This is a genomic window from Citrobacter sp. Cc139 (assembly GCF_030334645.1).
In the GTDB taxonomy this organism is placed as follows: Bacteria; Pseudomonadota; Gammaproteobacteria; order Enterobacterales; family Enterobacteriaceae; genus Citrobacter; species Citrobacter werkmanii.
Genome location: NZ_JAOWDM010000062.1, coordinates 45,594 through 62,748, shown reverse-complemented (window position 1 = coordinate 62,748; position 17,155 = coordinate 45,594). Strand labels below are relative to the sequence as shown.

19 protein-coding genes and 1 riboswitch are annotated in these 17,155 nt (G+C 53.0%); of the genes, 10 read left to right on the top strand and 9 right to left on the bottom strand.

Annotation, left to right across the window (positions count from 1 at the left end; genetic code table 11):
- Nucleotides 1-24: 24 nt before the first annotated feature.
- Together hldE and glgS are read left to right on the top strand one after the other, a co-directional pair.
- Nucleotides 25-1,458 (top strand): bifunctional D-glycero-beta-D-manno-heptose-7-phosphate kinase/D-glycero-beta-D-manno-heptose 1-phosphate adenylyltransferase HldE, encoded by a 1,434-nt coding sequence (hldE, locus tag OGV69_RS03845; RefSeq protein ID WP_038633941.1) that lies wholly within the window; start codon nucleotides 25-27, stop codon nucleotides 1,456-1,458.
- A gap of 366 nt (nucleotides 1,459-1,824) precedes the next feature.
- Nucleotides 1,825-2,031: a cell surface composition regulator GlgS gene (glgS, locus tag OGV69_RS03840; RefSeq protein WP_087856824.1), complete on the top strand. Its 207-nt coding sequence runs from the start codon at nucleotides 1,825-1,827 to the stop codon at nucleotides 2,029-2,031.
- Nucleotides 2,032-2,064: 33 nt separating this feature from the next.
- Here glgS and ubiK read toward each other — a convergent pair whose 3' ends face one another.
- The gene (ubiK, locus tag OGV69_RS03835) at nucleotides 2,065-2,361 is read right to left on the bottom strand and encodes a ubiquinone biosynthesis accessory factor UbiK (protein WP_038633935.1); all 297 of its coding nucleotides are present in this window, start codon (nucleotides 2,359-2,361) and stop codon (nucleotides 2,065-2,067) included.
- Nucleotides 2,362-2,493: 132 nt separating this feature from the next.
- A riboswitch (FMN riboswitch) is annotated at nucleotides 2,494-2,644 on the top strand.
- Nucleotides 2,645-2,750: 106 nt separating this feature from the next.
- Between ubiK and ribB the strand changes: the two genes are divergently transcribed.
- Both ribB and OGV69_RS03825 read left to right on the top strand, forming a co-directional pair.
- Nucleotides 2,751-3,404 (top strand): 3,4-dihydroxy-2-butanone-4-phosphate synthase, encoded by a 654-nt coding sequence (gene ribB / locus OGV69_RS03830; RefSeq protein ID WP_038633931.1) that lies wholly within the window; start codon nucleotides 2,751-2,753, stop codon nucleotides 3,402-3,404.
- Between the two features lie 431 nt (nucleotides 3,405-3,835).
- The gene (locus OGV69_RS03825; RefSeq protein ID WP_069324349.1) at nucleotides 3,836-4,012 is read left to right on the top strand and encodes a hypothetical protein; all 177 of its coding nucleotides are present in this window, start codon (nucleotides 3,836-3,838) and stop codon (nucleotides 4,010-4,012) included.
- 66 nt (nucleotides 4,013-4,078) lie between these two features.
- Here the strand turns inward: OGV69_RS03825 and zupT are convergent, their stop codons facing one another.
- Nucleotides 4,079-4,852, bottom strand: coding sequence for a zinc transporter ZupT (zupT, locus tag OGV69_RS03820; protein ID WP_038633928.1), 774 nt, complete (start codon nucleotides 4,850-4,852; stop codon nucleotides 4,079-4,081).
- 147 nt (nucleotides 4,853-4,999) lie between these two features.
- Here zupT and ygiD point away from each other — a divergent pair, with 147 nt between their 5' ends.
- Nucleotides 5,000-5,788, top strand: coding sequence for a 4,5-DOPA-extradiol-dioxygenase (gene ygiD / locus OGV69_RS03815; protein ID WP_038633925.1), 789 nt, complete (start codon nucleotides 5,000-5,002; stop codon nucleotides 5,786-5,788).
- An 84-nt stretch (nucleotides 5,789-5,872) separates the two neighbouring features.
- Here the strand turns inward: ygiD and OGV69_RS03810 are convergent, their stop codons facing one another.
- From OGV69_RS03810 to tolC, 3 genes are all read right to left on the bottom strand, one after another.
- Nucleotides 5,873-7,033 (bottom strand): glutathionylspermidine synthase family protein, encoded by a 1,161-nt coding sequence (locus OGV69_RS03810; protein WP_038642878.1) that lies wholly within the window; start codon nucleotides 7,031-7,033, stop codon nucleotides 5,873-5,875.
- A gap of 5 nt (nucleotides 7,034-7,038) precedes the next feature.
- Nucleotides 7,039-7,716, bottom strand: coding sequence for a DUF1190 family protein (locus OGV69_RS03805; RefSeq protein ID WP_006688037.1), 678 nt, complete (start codon nucleotides 7,714-7,716; stop codon nucleotides 7,039-7,041).
- Between the two features lie 147 nt (nucleotides 7,717-7,863).
- Complete coding sequence (gene tolC / locus OGV69_RS03800) at nucleotides 7,864-9,342, bottom strand: outer membrane channel protein TolC (RefSeq protein WP_110496816.1); 1,479 nt, start codon at nucleotides 9,340-9,342, stop codon at nucleotides 7,864-7,866.
- 199 nt (nucleotides 9,343-9,541) lie between these two features.
- On the opposite strand from tolC, the gene nudF reads away from it, so the two are divergent.
- The 5 genes from nudF to parE are packed head-to-tail and all read left to right on the top strand — an operon-like array spanning nucleotide 9,542 to nucleotide 13,947.
- Nucleotides 9,542-10,174, top strand: a complete 633-nt coding sequence (gene nudF / locus OGV69_RS03795; RefSeq protein ID WP_038633920.1) for an ADP-ribose diphosphatase — start codon at nucleotides 9,542-9,544, stop codon at nucleotides 10,172-10,174.
- A complete protein-coding gene (locus OGV69_RS03790) occupies nucleotides 10,171-10,593 on the top strand; it encodes a DUF1249 family protein (RefSeq protein ID WP_003024582.1) in 423 nt (140 codons plus the stop codon). The genes nudF and OGV69_RS03790 overlap by 4 nt, the downstream gene beginning before the upstream one ends.
- A 24-nt stretch (nucleotides 10,594-10,617) precedes the next feature.
- Nucleotides 10,618-11,445, top strand: coding sequence for a 3',5'-cyclic-AMP phosphodiesterase (gene cpdA, locus OGV69_RS03785; RefSeq protein WP_069324348.1), 828 nt, complete (start codon nucleotides 10,618-10,620; stop codon nucleotides 11,443-11,445).
- Complete coding sequence (gene yqiA, locus OGV69_RS03780; protein WP_038633915.1) at nucleotides 11,445-12,026, top strand: esterase YqiA; 582 nt, start codon at nucleotides 11,445-11,447, stop codon at nucleotides 12,024-12,026. Before cpdA ends, yqiA begins: the two co-directional genes overlap by 1 nt.
- 28 nt (nucleotides 12,027-12,054) lie before the next feature.
- Nucleotides 12,055-13,947: a DNA topoisomerase IV subunit B gene (gene parE / locus OGV69_RS03775; RefSeq protein WP_005123094.1), complete on the top strand. Its 1,893-nt coding sequence runs from the start codon at nucleotides 12,055-12,057 to the stop codon at nucleotides 13,945-13,947.
- A 99-nt stretch (nucleotides 13,948-14,046) separates the two neighbouring features.
- Here the strand turns inward: parE and OGV69_RS03770 are convergent, their stop codons facing one another.
- From OGV69_RS03770 to qseB, 4 genes are all read right to left on the bottom strand, one after another.
- A complete protein-coding gene (locus tag OGV69_RS03770) occupies nucleotides 14,047-14,361 on the bottom strand; it encodes a putative quinol monooxygenase (RefSeq protein WP_069324347.1) in 315 nt (104 codons plus the stop codon).
- A 30-nt stretch (nucleotides 14,362-14,391) separates the two neighbouring features.
- Nucleotides 14,392-14,973, bottom strand: a complete 582-nt coding sequence (locus OGV69_RS03765; RefSeq protein WP_006688047.1) for an NAD(P)H-dependent oxidoreductase — start codon at nucleotides 14,971-14,973, stop codon at nucleotides 14,392-14,394.
- A 109-nt stretch (nucleotides 14,974-15,082) separates the two neighbouring features.
- Nucleotides 15,083-16,432 carry a quorum sensing histidine kinase QseC gene (gene qseC / locus OGV69_RS03760; protein WP_069324346.1) on the bottom strand — a complete coding sequence of 450 codons (1,350 nt, stop codon included), beginning with the start codon at nucleotides 16,430-16,432 and terminating at the stop codon, nucleotides 15,083-15,085.
- A complete protein-coding gene (qseB, locus tag OGV69_RS03755) occupies nucleotides 16,429-17,088 on the bottom strand; it encodes a quorum sensing response regulator transcription factor QseB (RefSeq protein WP_032940770.1) in 660 nt (219 codons plus the stop codon). Before qseB ends, qseC begins: the two co-directional genes overlap by 4 nt.
- Between the last annotated feature and the right edge of the window lie 67 nt (nucleotides 17,089-17,155).

The following is a 17,155-nucleotide window of genomic DNA, read 5'->3' as shown; positions in this document are numbered from 1 at the left end:
CAGAGAATCTCTCAGGAGACAGGAATGAAAGTAACGCTGCCAGAGTTTGAACGTGCAGGAGTCATGGTTGTCGGTGATGTGATGCTGGATCGCTACTGGTACGGTCCTACCAGCCGTATTTCGCCTGAAGCGCCGGTTCCGGTGGTGAAAGTGGATACCATCGAAGAACGTCCCGGTGGCGCAGCAAACGTGGCGATGAACATTGCCTCCCTGGGAGCGAATTCGCGTCTGGTGGGCCTGACTGGTATTGACGACGCGGCGCGTGCGCTGAGCAAAACGCTGGCGGATGTGAACGTAAAATGTGATTTCGTCTCCGTACCAACCCATCCGACGATTACCAAACTGCGCGTACTTTCCCGTAACCAGCAACTGATTCGCCTGGATTTCGAAGAAGGTTTTGAAGGTGTGGATCCGCAGCCGTTGCACGAGCGTATTAATCAGGCGCTGGGTTCTATCGGCGCGCTGGTGCTCTCTGATTACGCCAAAGGCGCGCTGGCAAGCGTGCAGCAGATGATTGCGCTGGCGCGTAAGGCCGGAGTTCCGGTGCTTATCGATCCGAAAGGAACCGATTTTGAACGCTACCGTGGCGCTACGCTGCTGACGCCGAATCTGTCTGAGTTTGAAGCGGTTGTTGGTAAGTGCAAAAGCGAAGATGAGCTGGTGGAACGCGGCATGAAATTGATTGCTGATTTCGACCTTTCCTCTTTGCTGATCACGCGTTCCGAGCAGGGGATGACGCTGCTGCAACCGGGCAAAGCACCGCTGCATATGCCGACTCAGGCGCAGGAAGTGTATGACGTGACCGGCGCGGGCGATACGGTTATTGGCGTGCTGGCGGCGACGCTGGCGGCGGGTAACTCTCTGGAAGAAGCGTGCTACTTTGCTAACGCCGCAGCCGGTGTTGTCGTAGGTAAACTGGGGACTTCAACCGTTTCTCCCATTGAACTGGAAAACGCCGTGCGCGGTCGTGCAGATACTGGCTTTGGCGTGATGAGCGAATCTGAGCTGAAACAGGCCGTTGCCAGCGCCCGCAAGCGCGGTGAGAAAGTGGTAATGACCAACGGGGTGTTCGACATTTTGCATGCGGGGCACGTCTCCTATCTGGCAAACGCGCGCAAGCTGGGCGATCGCTTGATCGTAGCGGTAAACAGCGATGCTTCGACCAAACGTCTGAAAGGCGAAACGCGTCCGGTCAACCCGCTGGAACAGCGGATGATCGTACTGGGCGCGCTGGAGGCCGTCGACTGGGTGGTCTCTTTTGAAGAAGATACACCGCAGCGTCTGATTGCGGGCATCTTGCCGGATCTGCTGGTAAAAGGCGGCGATTATAAGCCGGAAGATATTGCGGGCAGCAAAGAGGTGTGGGCGAACGGCGGTGAAGTGCTGGTGCTGAACTTCGAAGACGGCTGCTCAACGACTAATATCATCAAAAAGATCCAAAAAGACAGCGATAAATAATCGCCGGGAAGTTTGCCGGATGGCGGTGGAAACACCTTATTCGACCTACGAGGTTGTGGGCCGGATAAAACGCGTGAGCGTTGCCATCCGGCATTTCTGTTTCTTATTCTTCAGTGGTTTTTTCAACAGGCTGTGGACTGTTTTTCAGCGGTTCAGCTTTACGATGACGCTCTGTCTCAAAGGCGGCGATTGTCGCGTTTTGCTACAGCATCTTTTCACTCTCAGCATGAGGCGTAGGTTTCATAGGAAAGTGTGAGCCTGGGCTATAAATTTGCGCACATTATGTACAAAACCATTTCGCGTATAGGGAAATACTGAAATCAGAAAAAGCATATGGCCTTAGCAGATATTCAATAACTGGAGGGTATGCTCATGCACAGCAACATGTATTCAATGAACAATTTCGATTTCCTGGCCCGCAGTTTTGCCAGGATGCAGGCTGAGGGCCACCCTGTTGATATCCAGGCCGTCACGGGCAATATGGATGAGGAACATCGTAGCTGGTTCTGTAAACGCTATGCGCTGTACTGCCAGCAGGCGACAGAGGCGAAGAAACTCGAACTGGAACACTAACAGAAAAACGGGCCTTGCGGCCCGTTGTCGTTTTTACTCTTGCGGATCGACTGAGGGGATCGCAGGGGCAGGCTTAACTTCTGCCGTTTTTTCACGCGCTTCCAGCTCAGTCAGGCGTTGTTCAAGCAGCGCCAACTTTTCACGGGTACGCAGCAAAACCTGAGTCTGCACATCAAACTCTTCACGGCTTACCAGGTCCAGACGGGTCAGTTGTGACTGCAGCGTTTGACGAATTTTCTTCTCGACGTCTTCCCCAAACTCCCGGATCCCTTTCGGCATCGACTCGTGAACCTGACGAGCAATCTGCTCAATTTTTTTCGGGTCAATCATTGTGGTTTCCCTGAACTGGTACGTGTTGCTGCTTATTGTAGTGCGAATGGGCGCAGGCATAAACCAGAATTGTGTGAAGCTAAGTCGAGTAAAGGCGTTGATGAAGGTAATCAATAGCGTTATAGTTAACCCGCTTATTCTCAGGGCGGGGCGAAATTCCCCACCGGCGGTAAATCAGCTTAATGCTGAAAGCCCGCGAGCGCTTTGGGTGCAAACTCAAAGGTCAGCAGATCCGGTGTAATTCCGGGGCCGACGGTTAGAGTCCGGATGGGAGAGAGTAACGATCCAGTCGGGCATGGACCCGCTCACGTTATTTTTTTGCCGCTTAGACGGTACTCCTAAGACTGCCCTGATTCTGGTAACCATAATTTTAGTGAGGTTTTTTTACCATGAATCAGACGCTACTTTCCTCTTTTGGTACGCCTTTCGAACGTGTTGAACATGCGCTGTCTGCGCTGCGTGAAGGACGCGGTGTAATGGTGCTTGACGACGAAGATCGTGAAAACGAAGGCGATATGGTTTTCCCGGCAGAGACCATGACCGTTGAACAGATGGCGCTGACCATCCGTCACGGCAGCGGTATTGTTTGCCTGTGCATCACTGAAGACCGACGCAAACAGCTCGATCTGCCAATGATGGTGGAAAATAACACCAGTGCTTACGGTACCGGTTTTACCGTGACCATTGAAGCCGCAGAAGGCGTGACCACCGGCGTTTCCGCGGCAGACCGTGTCACTACGGTACGTGCGGCAATTAAGGATGGCGCAAAACCTTCCGATCTGAACCGCCCGGGACACGTTTTCCCGCTGCGCGCTCAGGCAGGCGGTGTGTTGACTCGCGGCGGTCACACTGAAGCCACCATCGATCTGATGACGCTGGCAGGCTTTAAACCCGCCGGTGTGCTGTGCGAACTGACCAATGACGATGGCACCATGGCGCGCGCGCCGGAGTGCATCGAATTTGCCGGCAAGCACAATATGGCTGTGGTCACTATCGAAGACCTGGTGGCTTACCGTCAGGCGCATGAGCGTAAAGCCAGCTAATTGCTCATAACCACGCTTGTCGTGCCAGGGATAAAAAAACCGAAGTCAGTTTTCTGGCTTCGGTTTTTTGTTATCGAGGCCTGCTTATATTTAAAATGTTCCGCAATTAAATGGTATTGCCGAAAGTGGAGTTTAAATAATCCTGTTTATTGGCCGGGAAAGAGATGAATTATCAGGGGTTAGCGATTTTATCACTTTGTCTTAAGTGAGCTGAGGATATTTATAGAATAATAAATATTATTTAGAAACAGGCTTGTTTCTACATTGTTTTATTTTTAATACACGTTTTGTCATTCTCTGCACAGTTGGGTTATATGATCGAAATCATATATTTGTTTCTGTGTTATGCCACTATAGGGGTAGGTCAGAATAAGGTAGTGTAAATTTTTAACGTTAAATGTTTAATGATGTTAAATATTAAGGGTAAAAGAATGTTTATTGCCTGGTATTGGATTGTATTAATTGCACTCGTTGCGGTGGGTTATTATTGTCATATGAAGCGTTATTGTCGTGCGTTCCGCCAGGACAGAGATGCGCTGCTTGAGGCGCGTAACAAACTCTTTCGTCGATCTGGCGAAGATAACGGCACGGTTAAGGGACAGGAATAGTCCTTCGCGTTCTGCTATGGATGAGCGGATGCTGTTAAACTTGCAGGGTGGCATCCGCCCTCTGGATTATCCGATTCCCATGGACTGGAGAATGACGAGACTTAACCCCATCACCGACATTCCGCACAATACCCCATAGCTGGGATTATTATTGGGATCGATCTCTTTTGCCAATGGCATCAATTCATCGACGGACAGCGCGACCATAATACCTGCGACGGCCGCCATTATCGCCGCCATCACTACCGGCGAAATCAGACTACCGAGAATTAACCACGCCAGTACGCCGCCCAATATTTCTGCCATGCCCGAAATCCCGGCCCAGAATATCGCGGTGCGTTTAGATCCCGTAGCCGCATAAACCGGACCCGCCACGGCTAATCCTTCAGGAATATTGTGTAATGCGACGGCAAGGGCAATACCAAAGCCCAGTTCGAGGTTGCTGCTGGCGGTAACAAATGTCGCAATTCCTTCCGGGAAGTTGTGCAGGCTAATGCCGAGTGTCAATAAAATCGCGGTACGCCGGATGGAACCGGGTAAAGGCTGCGTGGTTTTTTGCACCAGATCCTGGGGGTGAGCATGCGGCAGTATACGATCGAGGCCAAAGTAGCCCAGCAAGCCCACAATAAACATCCCGTAGCCCAACACCGGCGACATGCCGTCAGCGGCCAGCGCAGCGGGCAGCATCTCCATAAGGGATATCAGTAACATAATTCCGGCAGCGAAACCTAAAGAAAAGGCAAGAACGCGGTTAGAGGGTTTTTGCCCCAGCACGCCGAGAAATGCGCCAATAAACGTGGCGGCGCCTGCCAGTAAAGTCAGAAGTAAAGGTACTGACATCGACAAATCTAACTCCTTATCAATCTGCTGTTCGGGCCAGATCGTCAAAATAACTGATGATCTTCATCATGGTTATCTGAGTTCTTCATCAACCGAAAAAGCGTATTGTGATGGTATCAAAATGACTCCCTCAGTAAGGATATCATCATGTCTTCAGCTCGTATGCCAGCATTGTTTTTGGGCCACGGTAGCCCGATGAATGTTCTGGAAGATAACGTTTATACCCGTGCCTGGCAGCAACTGGGGGAAACGTTGCCGCGTCCGAAAGCCATTGTGGTGGTGTCGGCGCATTGGTTCACTCGTGGAACAGGTGTGACGGCGATGGAAGCGCCAAAAACAATCCACGATTTTGGCGGTTTTCCACAGGCGCTGTATGACACGCATTACCCGGCCCCGGGTTCACCGGAACTGGCTCAGCAACTGGTTGACGTGCTTGCTCCGGTGCCAGTGACCTTAGACCAGGAAGCGTGGGGCTTTGACCACGGCTCATGGGGCGTGCTGATCAAGATGTATCCGAATGCGGACATTCCGATGGTGCAGCTGAGTGTCGACAGTACCAAACCCGCGGCCTGGCATTTTGAGATGGGGCGCAAACTGGCGGCGTTGCGTGATGAAGGCATTATGCTGGTGGCCAGCGGTAATGTGGTACACAACCTGCGTACTGCGCGTTGGCACGGTGAGAACACGCCATACCCGTGGGCGACCTCATTCAACGATTATGTGAAGGCCAACCTGACATGGCAGGGACCGGTTGAACAGCACCCGCTGGTCAACTACCTCGATCATGAAGGTGGATCGTTATCGAACCCGACGCCGGATCACTATCTGCCGCTGCTGTACGTTTTGGGCGCATGGGACGGTAAGGAACCGGTGACGATCCCGGTTGACGGTATTGAGATGGGCAGTTTGAGTATGCTGTCGGTGCAGGTAGGGTAATTAATGCCCGATGGCGCTGCGCTTATCGGGCCTACGGTTCATGCCGTAGGCCGGGCAAAGCGGAGTCGCCATCCGGCACAACGATTATTCGACAAAAATATGCGGATAGAAGCGCGAGAGATCCTGAGTGATCAACGCTCTGTCTTCACGAATGCCGATGCCTGCGGGTTGATCGTTGATCAGCCAGCTGCCAATCAGCATATAGCTGTCGCCAAATTTCGGTAGCTGATGGAACTGCTGGACGATCATGCCTTCTTCGCCATACGGCCCTTCCACGGCTTCGATCGTTTTCCCGTTCTCGATGATGGAGACGTTAGCGCCTTCACGCGAGAAGATTGGCTTAACGACGAATTTATCCATCTGCGGATAGTCGTCTTCGGCGAAATAAGCAGGCAACAGGTTCGGATGATTCGGGAACATTTCCCACAACAGCGGTAATAGCGCCTTGTTGGAGATGATGCTCTTCCAGGCAGGTTCCAGCCAGCGAACGCCCGCGTCTTCAAGCTTAGTGGAGAACATTTCACGCAGCATGAATTCCCACGGATAGAGCTTGAACAGGTTTGCAATAACCTGATCCTGCATATCCGTGAACTGACCTTTTTCACCCAGGCCAATATCTTCGACATAGAGGAATTCAGTGGCGATCTCCGCCTCGGCAGCGCAATCCTGCAGGTACTGGATCGTACCGCGATCTTCGACCGTATCACGACAGCAGGTCAGATGCAGCAGTTGAAAACCATACTGTTCACGCAGTTCGGTGAAACGCTCGATCAGCTTTTCCTGCAGACTGTTGAACTGATCGCTGCCTTCCGGCAGGTTGCCGGCATTGAGCTGATCTTCCAGCCAGATCCACTGGAAAAACGCGGCTTCGTACAATGACGTTGGCGTATCAGCGTTGTTTTCCAGCAGCTTGGGTTCACCTGTGCCGTCCCACGCCAGATCCAGACGAGAATAAAGCGACGGTTGCTGTGTCTGCCAGGACTGGCGGACAAAGCCCCAGGTATGCTTCGGAATGCGGAATTTTGTCATCAGCTCATCGCTGGCGATGACCTTTTCCACCACTTTGAGGCACATTTGATGCAGCTCTGCGGTGACCTCTTCCAGCTTTTCAACCTGGGCAAGCGTGAGCTTATAGTACGCGTCTTCACACCAGTACGGCTCGCCGTACATGGTGTGAAAGTTGAAACCGTATTCGGTGGCCTTATCGCGCCAGTCCGGGCGCTCAACAATACTGACTCTTTCCATGACCATCAGCCGCCCATTGAACGTGTAGTGGTACCGCTGGCGCTACGTTGCATGGTGCTCTGTTTAGCCACAGATTCGCCAAATCCGCCGCGGGTGACGGTAGTGGTGGTGGCCGGTTTCGGCGCCATGGCGGTTTTCGGCACGGTCATGGTGCGGCCCGGCGTCGCTGCACCGTAGTTTTTACCGCTGGCGTCAGTGTATTTGCCGTATGCCGGGCTGGCCGGGTTTTTCGAGCTGAACAGCGGCTGCTGAGCGCCCATTCCGCCGCCCATCAGTCGGCCCATCATGTAGCCTGCCATCAGCGGCATCCAGAAGCTGCCGCTGCTTTGATTCTGCGCCTGAGCCTGGCCTTCGCCGGTCGGCGCCATACCCGCTTGCGCAGGTGCTTGTTGGCACTGGCCTTCGCCGAATTCGGCGATACAGTCTTCGCGAGTGGCATATTTGGGCGCAGTACGTTCCGCTTCTTTCAGCGCATTGTTGAACGCGGTGGTACATTCGGCGCTTTTACCCGGATTCGCTGCTGAGCAGTCGTCCGCGTTTTGATAAAGCGAAACCGTTTCGTCGCTCTTTTCACAGCCCGCGAGCATAAACACAGCGGTAACTGCCAGGGCGACAGGAGTCAGATGGCGCGCGCTCCAGCTTTTGCGGAACGAAGCGTGATGTATTGATTTTGTCCGTTTCATATATGTCTTCCAGGACCCAGTGGTAACTCTGCTCAGAATAGAGGATGACTGGTCGAAATTGAAGCGGGAAGAGGCGAGAATGCGCAGGAAGGGGCGGATCTTTACGTTGTCTTACGTTCAGACGGGGCCGAAGCCCCGTCATCAGCATTAATTACGGAACGGGTTGGTGCCGTTGCTGCTGGTTGTACGTGCGGCTGTCGGCTGCGCCGCTGGCGTCGTGCTGTTGGACGTATAACCATCCGCGGCGGCGTCTTGCTGCGCGTTTTGCGGGGCGATCGTATCCGGGGTAGTGGATACCGGTTTACCCAGCGTATTGTTCAGGGCCACCAGATCCTGCTCGTTCAGCGTACCGAGCGCGGATTTGACGTTTAACTGATTGATTAGATAGGTGTAACGCGCATTAGCCAGCTGTTGCTTGGCGTTGTACAGCGTGGTGGTGGCATCCAATACATCCACGATGGTACGTGTACCAACGGAATAACCGGCTTCCATCGCATCCAAAGAACTTTGCGCAGAAACAACCGCTTGTTTGTACGCGTTGATGCTACTGATGGACGCATTAATGTTGTTAAACGAAGAACGAACGGTCTGCACCACGCTGCGGTGTGCGCTTTCCAGTTGTTCGCTTGCGCCAACAAAGTTGTACTGCGCCTGTTTCACCTGCGAGTTAACCATTCCGCCCTGGTAGATAGGCAGCGAGAAGCTCAGGCCGATTTTGTTCTGGCCCATGTTGCTGTCGTCATACTGGGAGGTGTTGGTTTTGGAACCGCTGTATGACGTATCAGATACGCCAGTAGATGCGGTCAGGTCCAGAGTCGGTAAATGACCGTCCTGTGCCAGGCGAATCTGTTCACGCGCCAGATCCTGGCTCAAACGCGCCTGCAATAAGGTCAGGTTGCGGTTTTCCGCTTCTTTCAGCAGTGCGTTCACCGCCTGCGGTTTGTTGGTTTTGAAGCCGTCAACGTTCAGCGAAGCCAGTTCCGGGTAGTAGTTACCGGTCACCTGGCGCAGTTGTTCCACCGCGTTATCCAGATTGTTGCGCGCGGTAACTTCGTTTGCCAGCACGGTATCGTATTGTGAACGGGCGTTCTGCACGTCAGTGATAGCGACCAGGCCAACGTTAAAACGCTGAGTGGTCTGATCTAACTGACGGTAAACCGCATCTTTCTGTGCCTGGGTGTAAGACAGCACGTCAATTGCGTTCAGTACGTTAAAATAGGCGGTGGCGGTATTCAGGATCAGCGTTTGCTGATCGGTCTGATAGGTCACGTCCTGGATGCCCGCTGATTTTTCTTGCAGCGTCAGGGCACGCCATTTTGACATATCAAAAATGGACTGAGTTAACTGCAGAGATGCGCTGGTGGCGTTGGAGTTGACGCCATTTGCATCACGGTAGCCATTGCTGTAGGTGTAATCGGCACCTAATCCCAGTTGCGGCAGTAATGGGCTACGCGCTTCGTTAATTTTTTCGAATGCAGCATCGCGATCGGCGGCGGATTTACGCAATTCCGGGTTGCTCAGGCGTGCTTGCTGATAAACCTGCATCAGGTTCTCTGCCTGGCTCAGAGTACTGAACCCCGACAGGCTCAGGCCGATAAGGATGGGGAGCAATTTCTTCATTTGCATTCCTTGTTGTGAAGCAGTATTTAGCGCTGATCAAATTGTAAAAATATTTGCTGATTCTAGCAGAATCCGCCACTGCAAAAAGTTGGCGTTACGTGCCATACGGCGTTAATTTGCATCAATTTAACACAAGGGCGTTGAAACATCAGTCAAACGACCTTGAAATTCACATTTTAAACACTATTGGTTTCAGGACAGCACAATGCGTAAACCAGACAACTTGCCAATGACTTTCACTAAAAATGATGTAGAAATTATTGCACGAGAAACGCTATACCGCGGATTTTTTTCACTGGATCTTTATCGGTTCCGCCATCGCTTGTTTAACGGCGGTATGAGCGGTGAGGTAAAGCGCGAAATTTTTGAGCGCGGACACGCGGCAGTCTTGCTACCCTTTGACCCTGAGCGGGACGAAGTTGTGCTGGTCGAGCAGATCCGCATCGCGGCGTTTGATACCAGCGCAAGCCCATGGCTACTGGAAATGGTGGCCGGGATGATCGAAGAAGGCGAGAGCGTGGAAGATGTCGCGCGCCGTGAAGCGATGGAAGAAGCCGGGCTTAACGTTAAACGCGTAAAACCGGTGCTGAGTTATCTGGCAAGCCCAGGAGGCACCAGCGAACGCTCATCGATTATGGTGGGTGAAGTGGACGCCACGACCGCGAGCGGAATTCATGGTCTGGCTGATGAAAACGAAGATATTCGTGTTCATGTGGTGAGCCGGGAACAGGCTTACCAATGGGTAGAAGAGGGGATAATCGACAACGCGGCTTCTGTCATCGCTTTGCAATGGTTACAGCTGCACTATCAAGAGTTAAAAACTGAGTGGAAAAAATGAAGCGTTACACACCTGACTTCCCTGAAATGATGCGCCTGTGCGAAACCAATTATTCGCAATTGCGCCGCCTGTTGCCGCGTAATGACGCAGCCGGCGAAACAGTGAGCTATCAGGTGGCAAACGCACAATATCGGTTAACGATCGTTGAATCGACCCGATACACTACGCTTGTCGCGATCGAACAAACGGCACCGGCTGTGACTTACTGGAGCCTGCCGTCCTTAACCGTGCGTCTGTATCATGATGCGAGGGTCGCTGAAGTGTGTTCAAGTCAGCAGATCTTTCGCTTCAAAGCACGGTATGATTATCCAAATAAAAAGTTGCATCAACGCGACGAAAAGCATCAAATTAACCAGTTTCTGGCCGACTGGTTACGGTACTGTTTAGCACATGGAGCGATGGCGATTCCGGTTTATTAGCGTCGTGAAACCTAAGGACACCATTTGGAAAGCCTGTTAACCCTTCCTTTGGCTGGTGAGGCCAGAGTCAGGATCTTACAAATTACAGACACTCACCTGTTTGCCGAAAAGCATGAAACGCTGCTGGGTGTGAATACCTGGGACAGCTATCAATCCGTACTGGATGCAATACATGCTGAGTCGCCAGAGTTCGATCTGATCGTCGCGACTGGCGATTTGGCGCAGGATCAATCCGCTGCGGCTTATCAGCATTTTGCTGAGGGCATCGCAAGTTTTCGTGCGCCCTGCGTTTGGCTCCCGGGTAATCATGATTTTCAGCCTGCAATGTACAGCTCGCTGCAGGACGCGGGCATTTCCCCGGCTAAGCGCGTCTTCATTGGCGAACAGTGGCAAATCTTGTTGCTGGACAGCCAGGTGTTTGGCGTTCCCCACGGCGAGTTAAGCGAATTTCAGCTCGAATGGCTGGAGCGTAAACTTGCCGATGCGCCTGAACGCAATACCTTGCTGCTTCTGCATCATCATCCTCTGCCTGCGGGCTGCAGTTGGCTCGATCAGCACAGTCTGCGCAATGCCGCCGAACTGGACAACGTGCTGGTGAACTATCCGCGCGTGAAGTATCTGCTGTGTGGGCATATTCATCAGGAACTGGATCTGGACTGGAACGGTCGCCGCCTGTTGGCGACGCCATCGACCTGCGTGCAGTTTAAGCCGCATTGTTCTAATTTCACGTTAGATACCATCAGCCCCGGCTGGCGTACGCTGGAGCTATTTGCTGACGGTACGTTGCAGACTCAGGTGTGTCGTCTGCAGGGTAATCGGTTTCACCCTGATACCGCTTCAGAAGGTTACTGATGTCTACGCTTCTTTATCTTCATGGATTTAACAGTTCTCCTCGTTCGGCGAAGGCATGTTTGCTGAAAAGCTGGCTGGCGGAGCACCATCCGCATGTTGAGATGATTGTACCGCAGCTGCCGCCGTATCCTGCTCAGGCCGCAGAGATGCTGGAATCGATCGTTCTTGAGCATGGCGGCGAGTCGCTGGGGATTGTCGGTTCCTCGTTGGGCGGCTATTACGCCACCTGGCTGTCACAATGTTTTATGCTGCCAGCGGTGGTGGTGAACCCGGCGGTCCGGCCTTATGAACTGCTGGTCGACTATCTCGGTCAAAACGAGAACCCCTACACCGGGCAGCAATATGTGCTAGAGTCACGCCATATTTACGATCTTAAAGTCATGCAGATTGACCCGCTGGAAGCGCCGGATTTGATCTGGTTGCTCCAACAAACGGGCGATGAAGTGTTGGACTACCGCCAGGCGGTGGCGTATTACGCCTCCTGCCGCCAGACAGTTACTGAGGGCGGAAACCACGCATTCACGGGCTTCGAAGATTATTTCAACCAGATTGTCGATTTTCTTGGACTGCACAGTTTCTGACGATCAATTCGAACTGCTTATTTAAACCATGACGCAAACTTATAACGCTGATGCCATTGAGGTACTCACTGGGCTTGAGCCGGTACGCCGTCGCCCGGGGATGTACACCGATACGACCCGTCCGAACCACCTTGGGCAGGAAGTGATTGATAACAGTGTGGATGAAGCACTGGCGGGCCACGCAAAACGTGTGGACGTGATCTTACATGCCGACCAATCTCTGGAGGTCATTGATGATGGCCGCGGCATGCCAGTAGACATTCACCCTGAAGAAGGTGTTCCGGCGGTTGAGTTGATCCTCTGCCGTTTACATGCGGGTGGTAAGTTCTCCAATAAAAACTATCAGTTCTCTGGTGGCTTGCATGGGGTGGGTATCTCCGTGGTCAACGCTCTGTCGAAGCGTGTGGAAGTAAACGTGCGTCGCGACGGGCAGGTGTACAACATCGCGTTTGAGAACGGCGATAAGGTGCAGGATTTACAGGTTGTCGGGACCTGCGGTAAACGCAATACCGGAACCAGCGTGCACTTCTGGCCGGATGAAACCTTCTTCGACAGCCCGCGTTTTTCCGTTTCGCGCTTAACGCACGTCCTGAAAGCTAAAGCGGTATTGTGTCCGGGTGTCGAGATCACCTTTAAAGATGAGGTCAACAATAGCGAACAGCGCTGGTGCTACCAGGATGGCCTGAATGATTATCTGAGCGAAGCGGTGAATGGCCTGCCGACGCTGCCGGAAAAACCGTTTATCGGTAATTTTAGCGGTGAGACGGAAACTGTGGACTGGGCGCTGCTCTGGCTGCCGGAAGGCGGCGAGCTGCTGACCGAAAGCTATGTAAACCTGATCCCAACCATGCAGGGCGGTACGCATGTTAACGGTCTGCGTCAGGGCCTGCTGGATGCGATGCGCGAGTTCTGCGAATACCGCAATATCCTGCCGCGCGGCGTGAAGCTGTCGGCGGAAGATATCTGGGATCGCTGTGCCTATGTGCTGTCGGTGAAAATGCAGGATCCGCAGTTTGCCGGGCAAACCAAAGAGCGCCTCTCCTCGCGCCAGTGCGCGGCATTTGTCTCTGGGGTGGTGAAAGATGCCTTCAGCTTGTGGCTGAACCAGAACGTGCAGTCAGCCGAACTGCTGGCTGAGATGGCGATTTCCAGCGCCCAGCGTCGTCTGCGCGCAGCGAAAAAAGTGGTGCGTAAAAAGCTGACCAGCGGTCCGGCGCTGCCGGGGAAACTGGCGGACTGTACCGCACAGGATCTCAATCGCACCGAACTGTTCCTCGTCGAAGGTGACTCCGCGGGCGGATCGGCCAAACAGGCGCGCGATCGTGAGTATCAGGCGATCATGCCGCTCAAAGGTAAGATCCTCAATACCTGGGAAGTCTCTTCCGATGAAGTGCTGGCCTCGCAGGAAGTTCACGATATTTCGGTGGCGATCGGTATCGATCCGGACAGCGACGACCTGAGCCAGTTACGTTACGGTAAGATCTGTATCCTGGCGGATGCGGACTCCGATGGTCTGCACATCGCCACGCTGCTGTGCGCACTGTTTGTGAAACACTTCCGCACGCTGGTGAAACACGGTCACGTGTATGTGGCGCTGCCGCCGTTATACCGTATCGACCTCGGCAAAGAGGTGTATTACGCGCTGACGGAAGAAGAAAAAGCGGGCGTACTGGAACAGTTAAAGCGCAAGAAAGGCAAGCCGAACGTGCAGCGCTTTAAAGGTCTGGGTGAAATGAACCCGATGCAGCTGCGCGAAACCACGCTGGATCCGAACACCCGTCGCCTGGTGCAGCTCATCATCGATGATGAAGACGATCAGCGCACCAACGCGGTAATGGATATGCTGCTGGCCAAGAAGCGTTCTGAAGATCGTCGTAACTGGTTGCAGGAGAAAGGCGACCTGGCGGATCTCGAAGGGTAAGGGGTATGTAGGCCGGATAAGGCGGTTTGTGCCGCCATCCGGCAAGGTCATCATGCCCGATGGCGTACGCTTATCTGGCCCGGCGGCCAGAACAATAACTTAAATGCCCGGCTCCAGAATACGAATATTCATCTCCAGCACATCGCCTTTGACGGCTTCGCTGTAGGCTTTCATATGCGGAGTCTGCAAATGCGCTTCAAGGTGGGCGATGCTTTCCCACTGTTCAATCATGACGATTGAATCCGGGGCTGTAGTCTGAAAACTGACGCCAGCAGCATGATCGACCATCGGCGCGTAGCCGTGGCAACCTTCTTCCTGTAAAACGATCGGAACGATTTTAGCGAACTGATCCAGTACCGCCTGGCGGTGATGTTGACCTGGACGTGTACGGATTTCTGCAATAACGGTAAGCATGGTTAACTCCTTCTAATTCCAGGTTACCAGTTAACCAAAAATTTCGTTCAGATGCTTGCGATATTCTGCGATATAACGCGGGACATCCGGCATTTTAATCACGTCATTGGTGATAAAGGTCGGCAGCGCTTCCATTCCCAGGAACTGGTTTGCTTTATGGAATGGGAGATAAACGCCATCAACCCCAACGCCATGGAAGAACTGATCTTTTTCCGTGAAGGCTTCCATCGGCGCGTTCCAGGTCAGAGAGAGCATGTATTTTTTGCCCTGAATCAGTCCGCCGGAACCGTATTTTTTTGACGCATCTGAACGCGTGCGGCCATCGCTGGCGTACAGCGTACCGTGCCCGGCAGTGAACACGTCATCAATGTATTTCTTCACCGTCCACGGCGCGCCCATCCACCAACCCGGCATTTGCCAGATAACGGCGTCTGCCCAGACGAAGTTCTGCACTTCTGCTTGCACATCATAGTCGCTGTCAGCGCGTACGACTCTAACATCATGCCCGAGGTCGCGCAGGATACCGTCCGCGACCTCGGTCAGGGTGTCATTCAATTGCCCATTAGAATGGCCAAATTTTTTCGCACCGTTGATAATCAGGATATTGCTCATTTTGTGTCCTCAAAGAATAACGTTTGAGGCCGATTCTACGCTGATGATCGGTACGGTGAAATTAGCAAAATGTGCAAAGTCTTTTGCTGACTGAGCAATAATAACGCAGTTACCAACTGATTTTAGCTTCAAAGCCGCCTTGCGGCGCATTACCAAACGAGGCTGACATTCTGTGTAAGGTCGCGATGCGACGGACAATTGACAGCCCCAGACCGCTGCCGGTCACGCTTTGCCCCGGTGGGCGATAAAAGCGTTCTCCAATGTGCATCAGAACTTCCGGCGCAATACCTGGACCATTATCTTTGACGCTAAAATTGCGGGCGTTGAGCGTCACTTCCACAATACTTCCCCGTGGACTATAGCGAATCGCATTATCCAGCAGATTTCGCACCATCAGGCTGAGTAACAGCGGTTGCCCGGTACATGTGATGCCGTGCGCGTTAATCTGCAAACGTACGTCAATATGCGCCTGCTGGGCCGAATGGTAGATATCCATCACCGAAGATTGCAGCAACTCCTCCAGCGAGATTTCCGCCACATCCTGAAGATTGTCGAGGGAGTCAAGGCGCGAAAGCGTCAGTAACTGATCGACCAGACGCGTGGCGCGATCGATCCCGGCCTGCATCTGCATTAAGGCTTTTTGCCTGGCCTGCGGGTCATCATCAGACAGTTGCGCCACTTCGGTTTGCACTTTCAGCGCCGTCAATGGACTACGCAACTCGTGAGCGGCATCTGAAGTAAAGCGCCGTTCACGCACCATGGTGGTATGAATACGGGTGAAAAGTTGGTTGAGTGATTCAACCAACGGGCGGACCTCGCCAGGAATGCCTTTCAAACTGAGCGGTTCTTCTGATTCCGGGTCGCGTAAACGTAGCGCCTGCGCCAGTTTCTTCAGCGGCTTAAGTTCAAGACTTAACAACACAATCAGGATTAACAGCATCAGCGGCAGAGCGACCAACCACGGCACCAATTGTGCTGTCACAATCGCTAAAGCCATATCTTCACGATATTCCCATTCCTGGCCGACAACGATTCGATACTTTTTATCTGCGGAAGTCAGCCAGACAAAACGCCATTTATCGTTGTCGCCATTCAGATAGCCATCGTCAAAACCTTCCCGGCGATAGCTGTAGGGAATGTATTGGCCATTGTCGCCATCGTGAAGAACCATTTTCCCTTCTGGCGTGTAGGCCGCAAAGGTCAGTACATCGTCGTCAATATGACCATGTTTGAATTTTTTCGGGGTATGCGCGATGCGTTCAGAGGCTTTGAGTTCATCAAGATCCAGCGTGACCAGACGCTTGGCGAACAGCATTTGCTGCGTGTCGAACATCTCATTCACATTATCGGTGGTTTGCTTCCACGCGACAAAGCTGGAAATCAGCCAGGTCACTAAAACCAAAATCATGAAGATAAGCGTTAGCCTGATGCGCAGGCTGAGGCGTTGTGCGAGTTTCATGCGTCACCCAGGGTGTAGCCAATGCCATGCACGGTACGGATAAAGTCGCTGCCGAGCTTACGGCGTAAGTGATGGACGTGTACTTCAACCGCATTGCTGGAGACGTTTTCGTCCCAGGTATACAGTTTTTCTTCAATCAGTTTGCGGGGCAAGACGCGGCCCTTGTTACGCATAAGCAGCTCCAGCAGCGCGAACTCTTTGGGCTTAAGAGACAACGGTTCGCCAGCCGCCGTGGCGACCAGTGCGCCGGGATCAAGCGTCACCTCGCCATGGCGTAATGTGTTGCTGGCCTGGCCGCTGGCACGACGCACCAGCGCCTCCAGCCTGGCGGCAACTTCAATCAACGCGAAGGGTTTACACAGATAGTCGTCCGCGCCCAGGCGTAAGCCTTCAACGCGTTCCGCCAGCGCGTCGCGGGCGGTCAGGATCAGCACCGGTTCCTGCTTCCCGTTGGCTCGCCACTCGCGCAGGATATCCCGTCCATCTATGCCTGGCAGCGTCAGGTCGAGGATTACCGCATCATACGGGGCACTGTAGAGTGCTTCTTTCCCCTGACGTCCTTCGGTAAACCAGTCGATGCTAAAACCCATTTTACTCAGACCGGTTTTAAGGCCATCGCCAATCAACGTATCATCTTCAACCAGTAAAATGCGCATATATTCTTCCCTGCGAAAACTCTCTTTGCCGTCAGTAAACCTTGTCGCCGCCGCATCTGTACAGCAA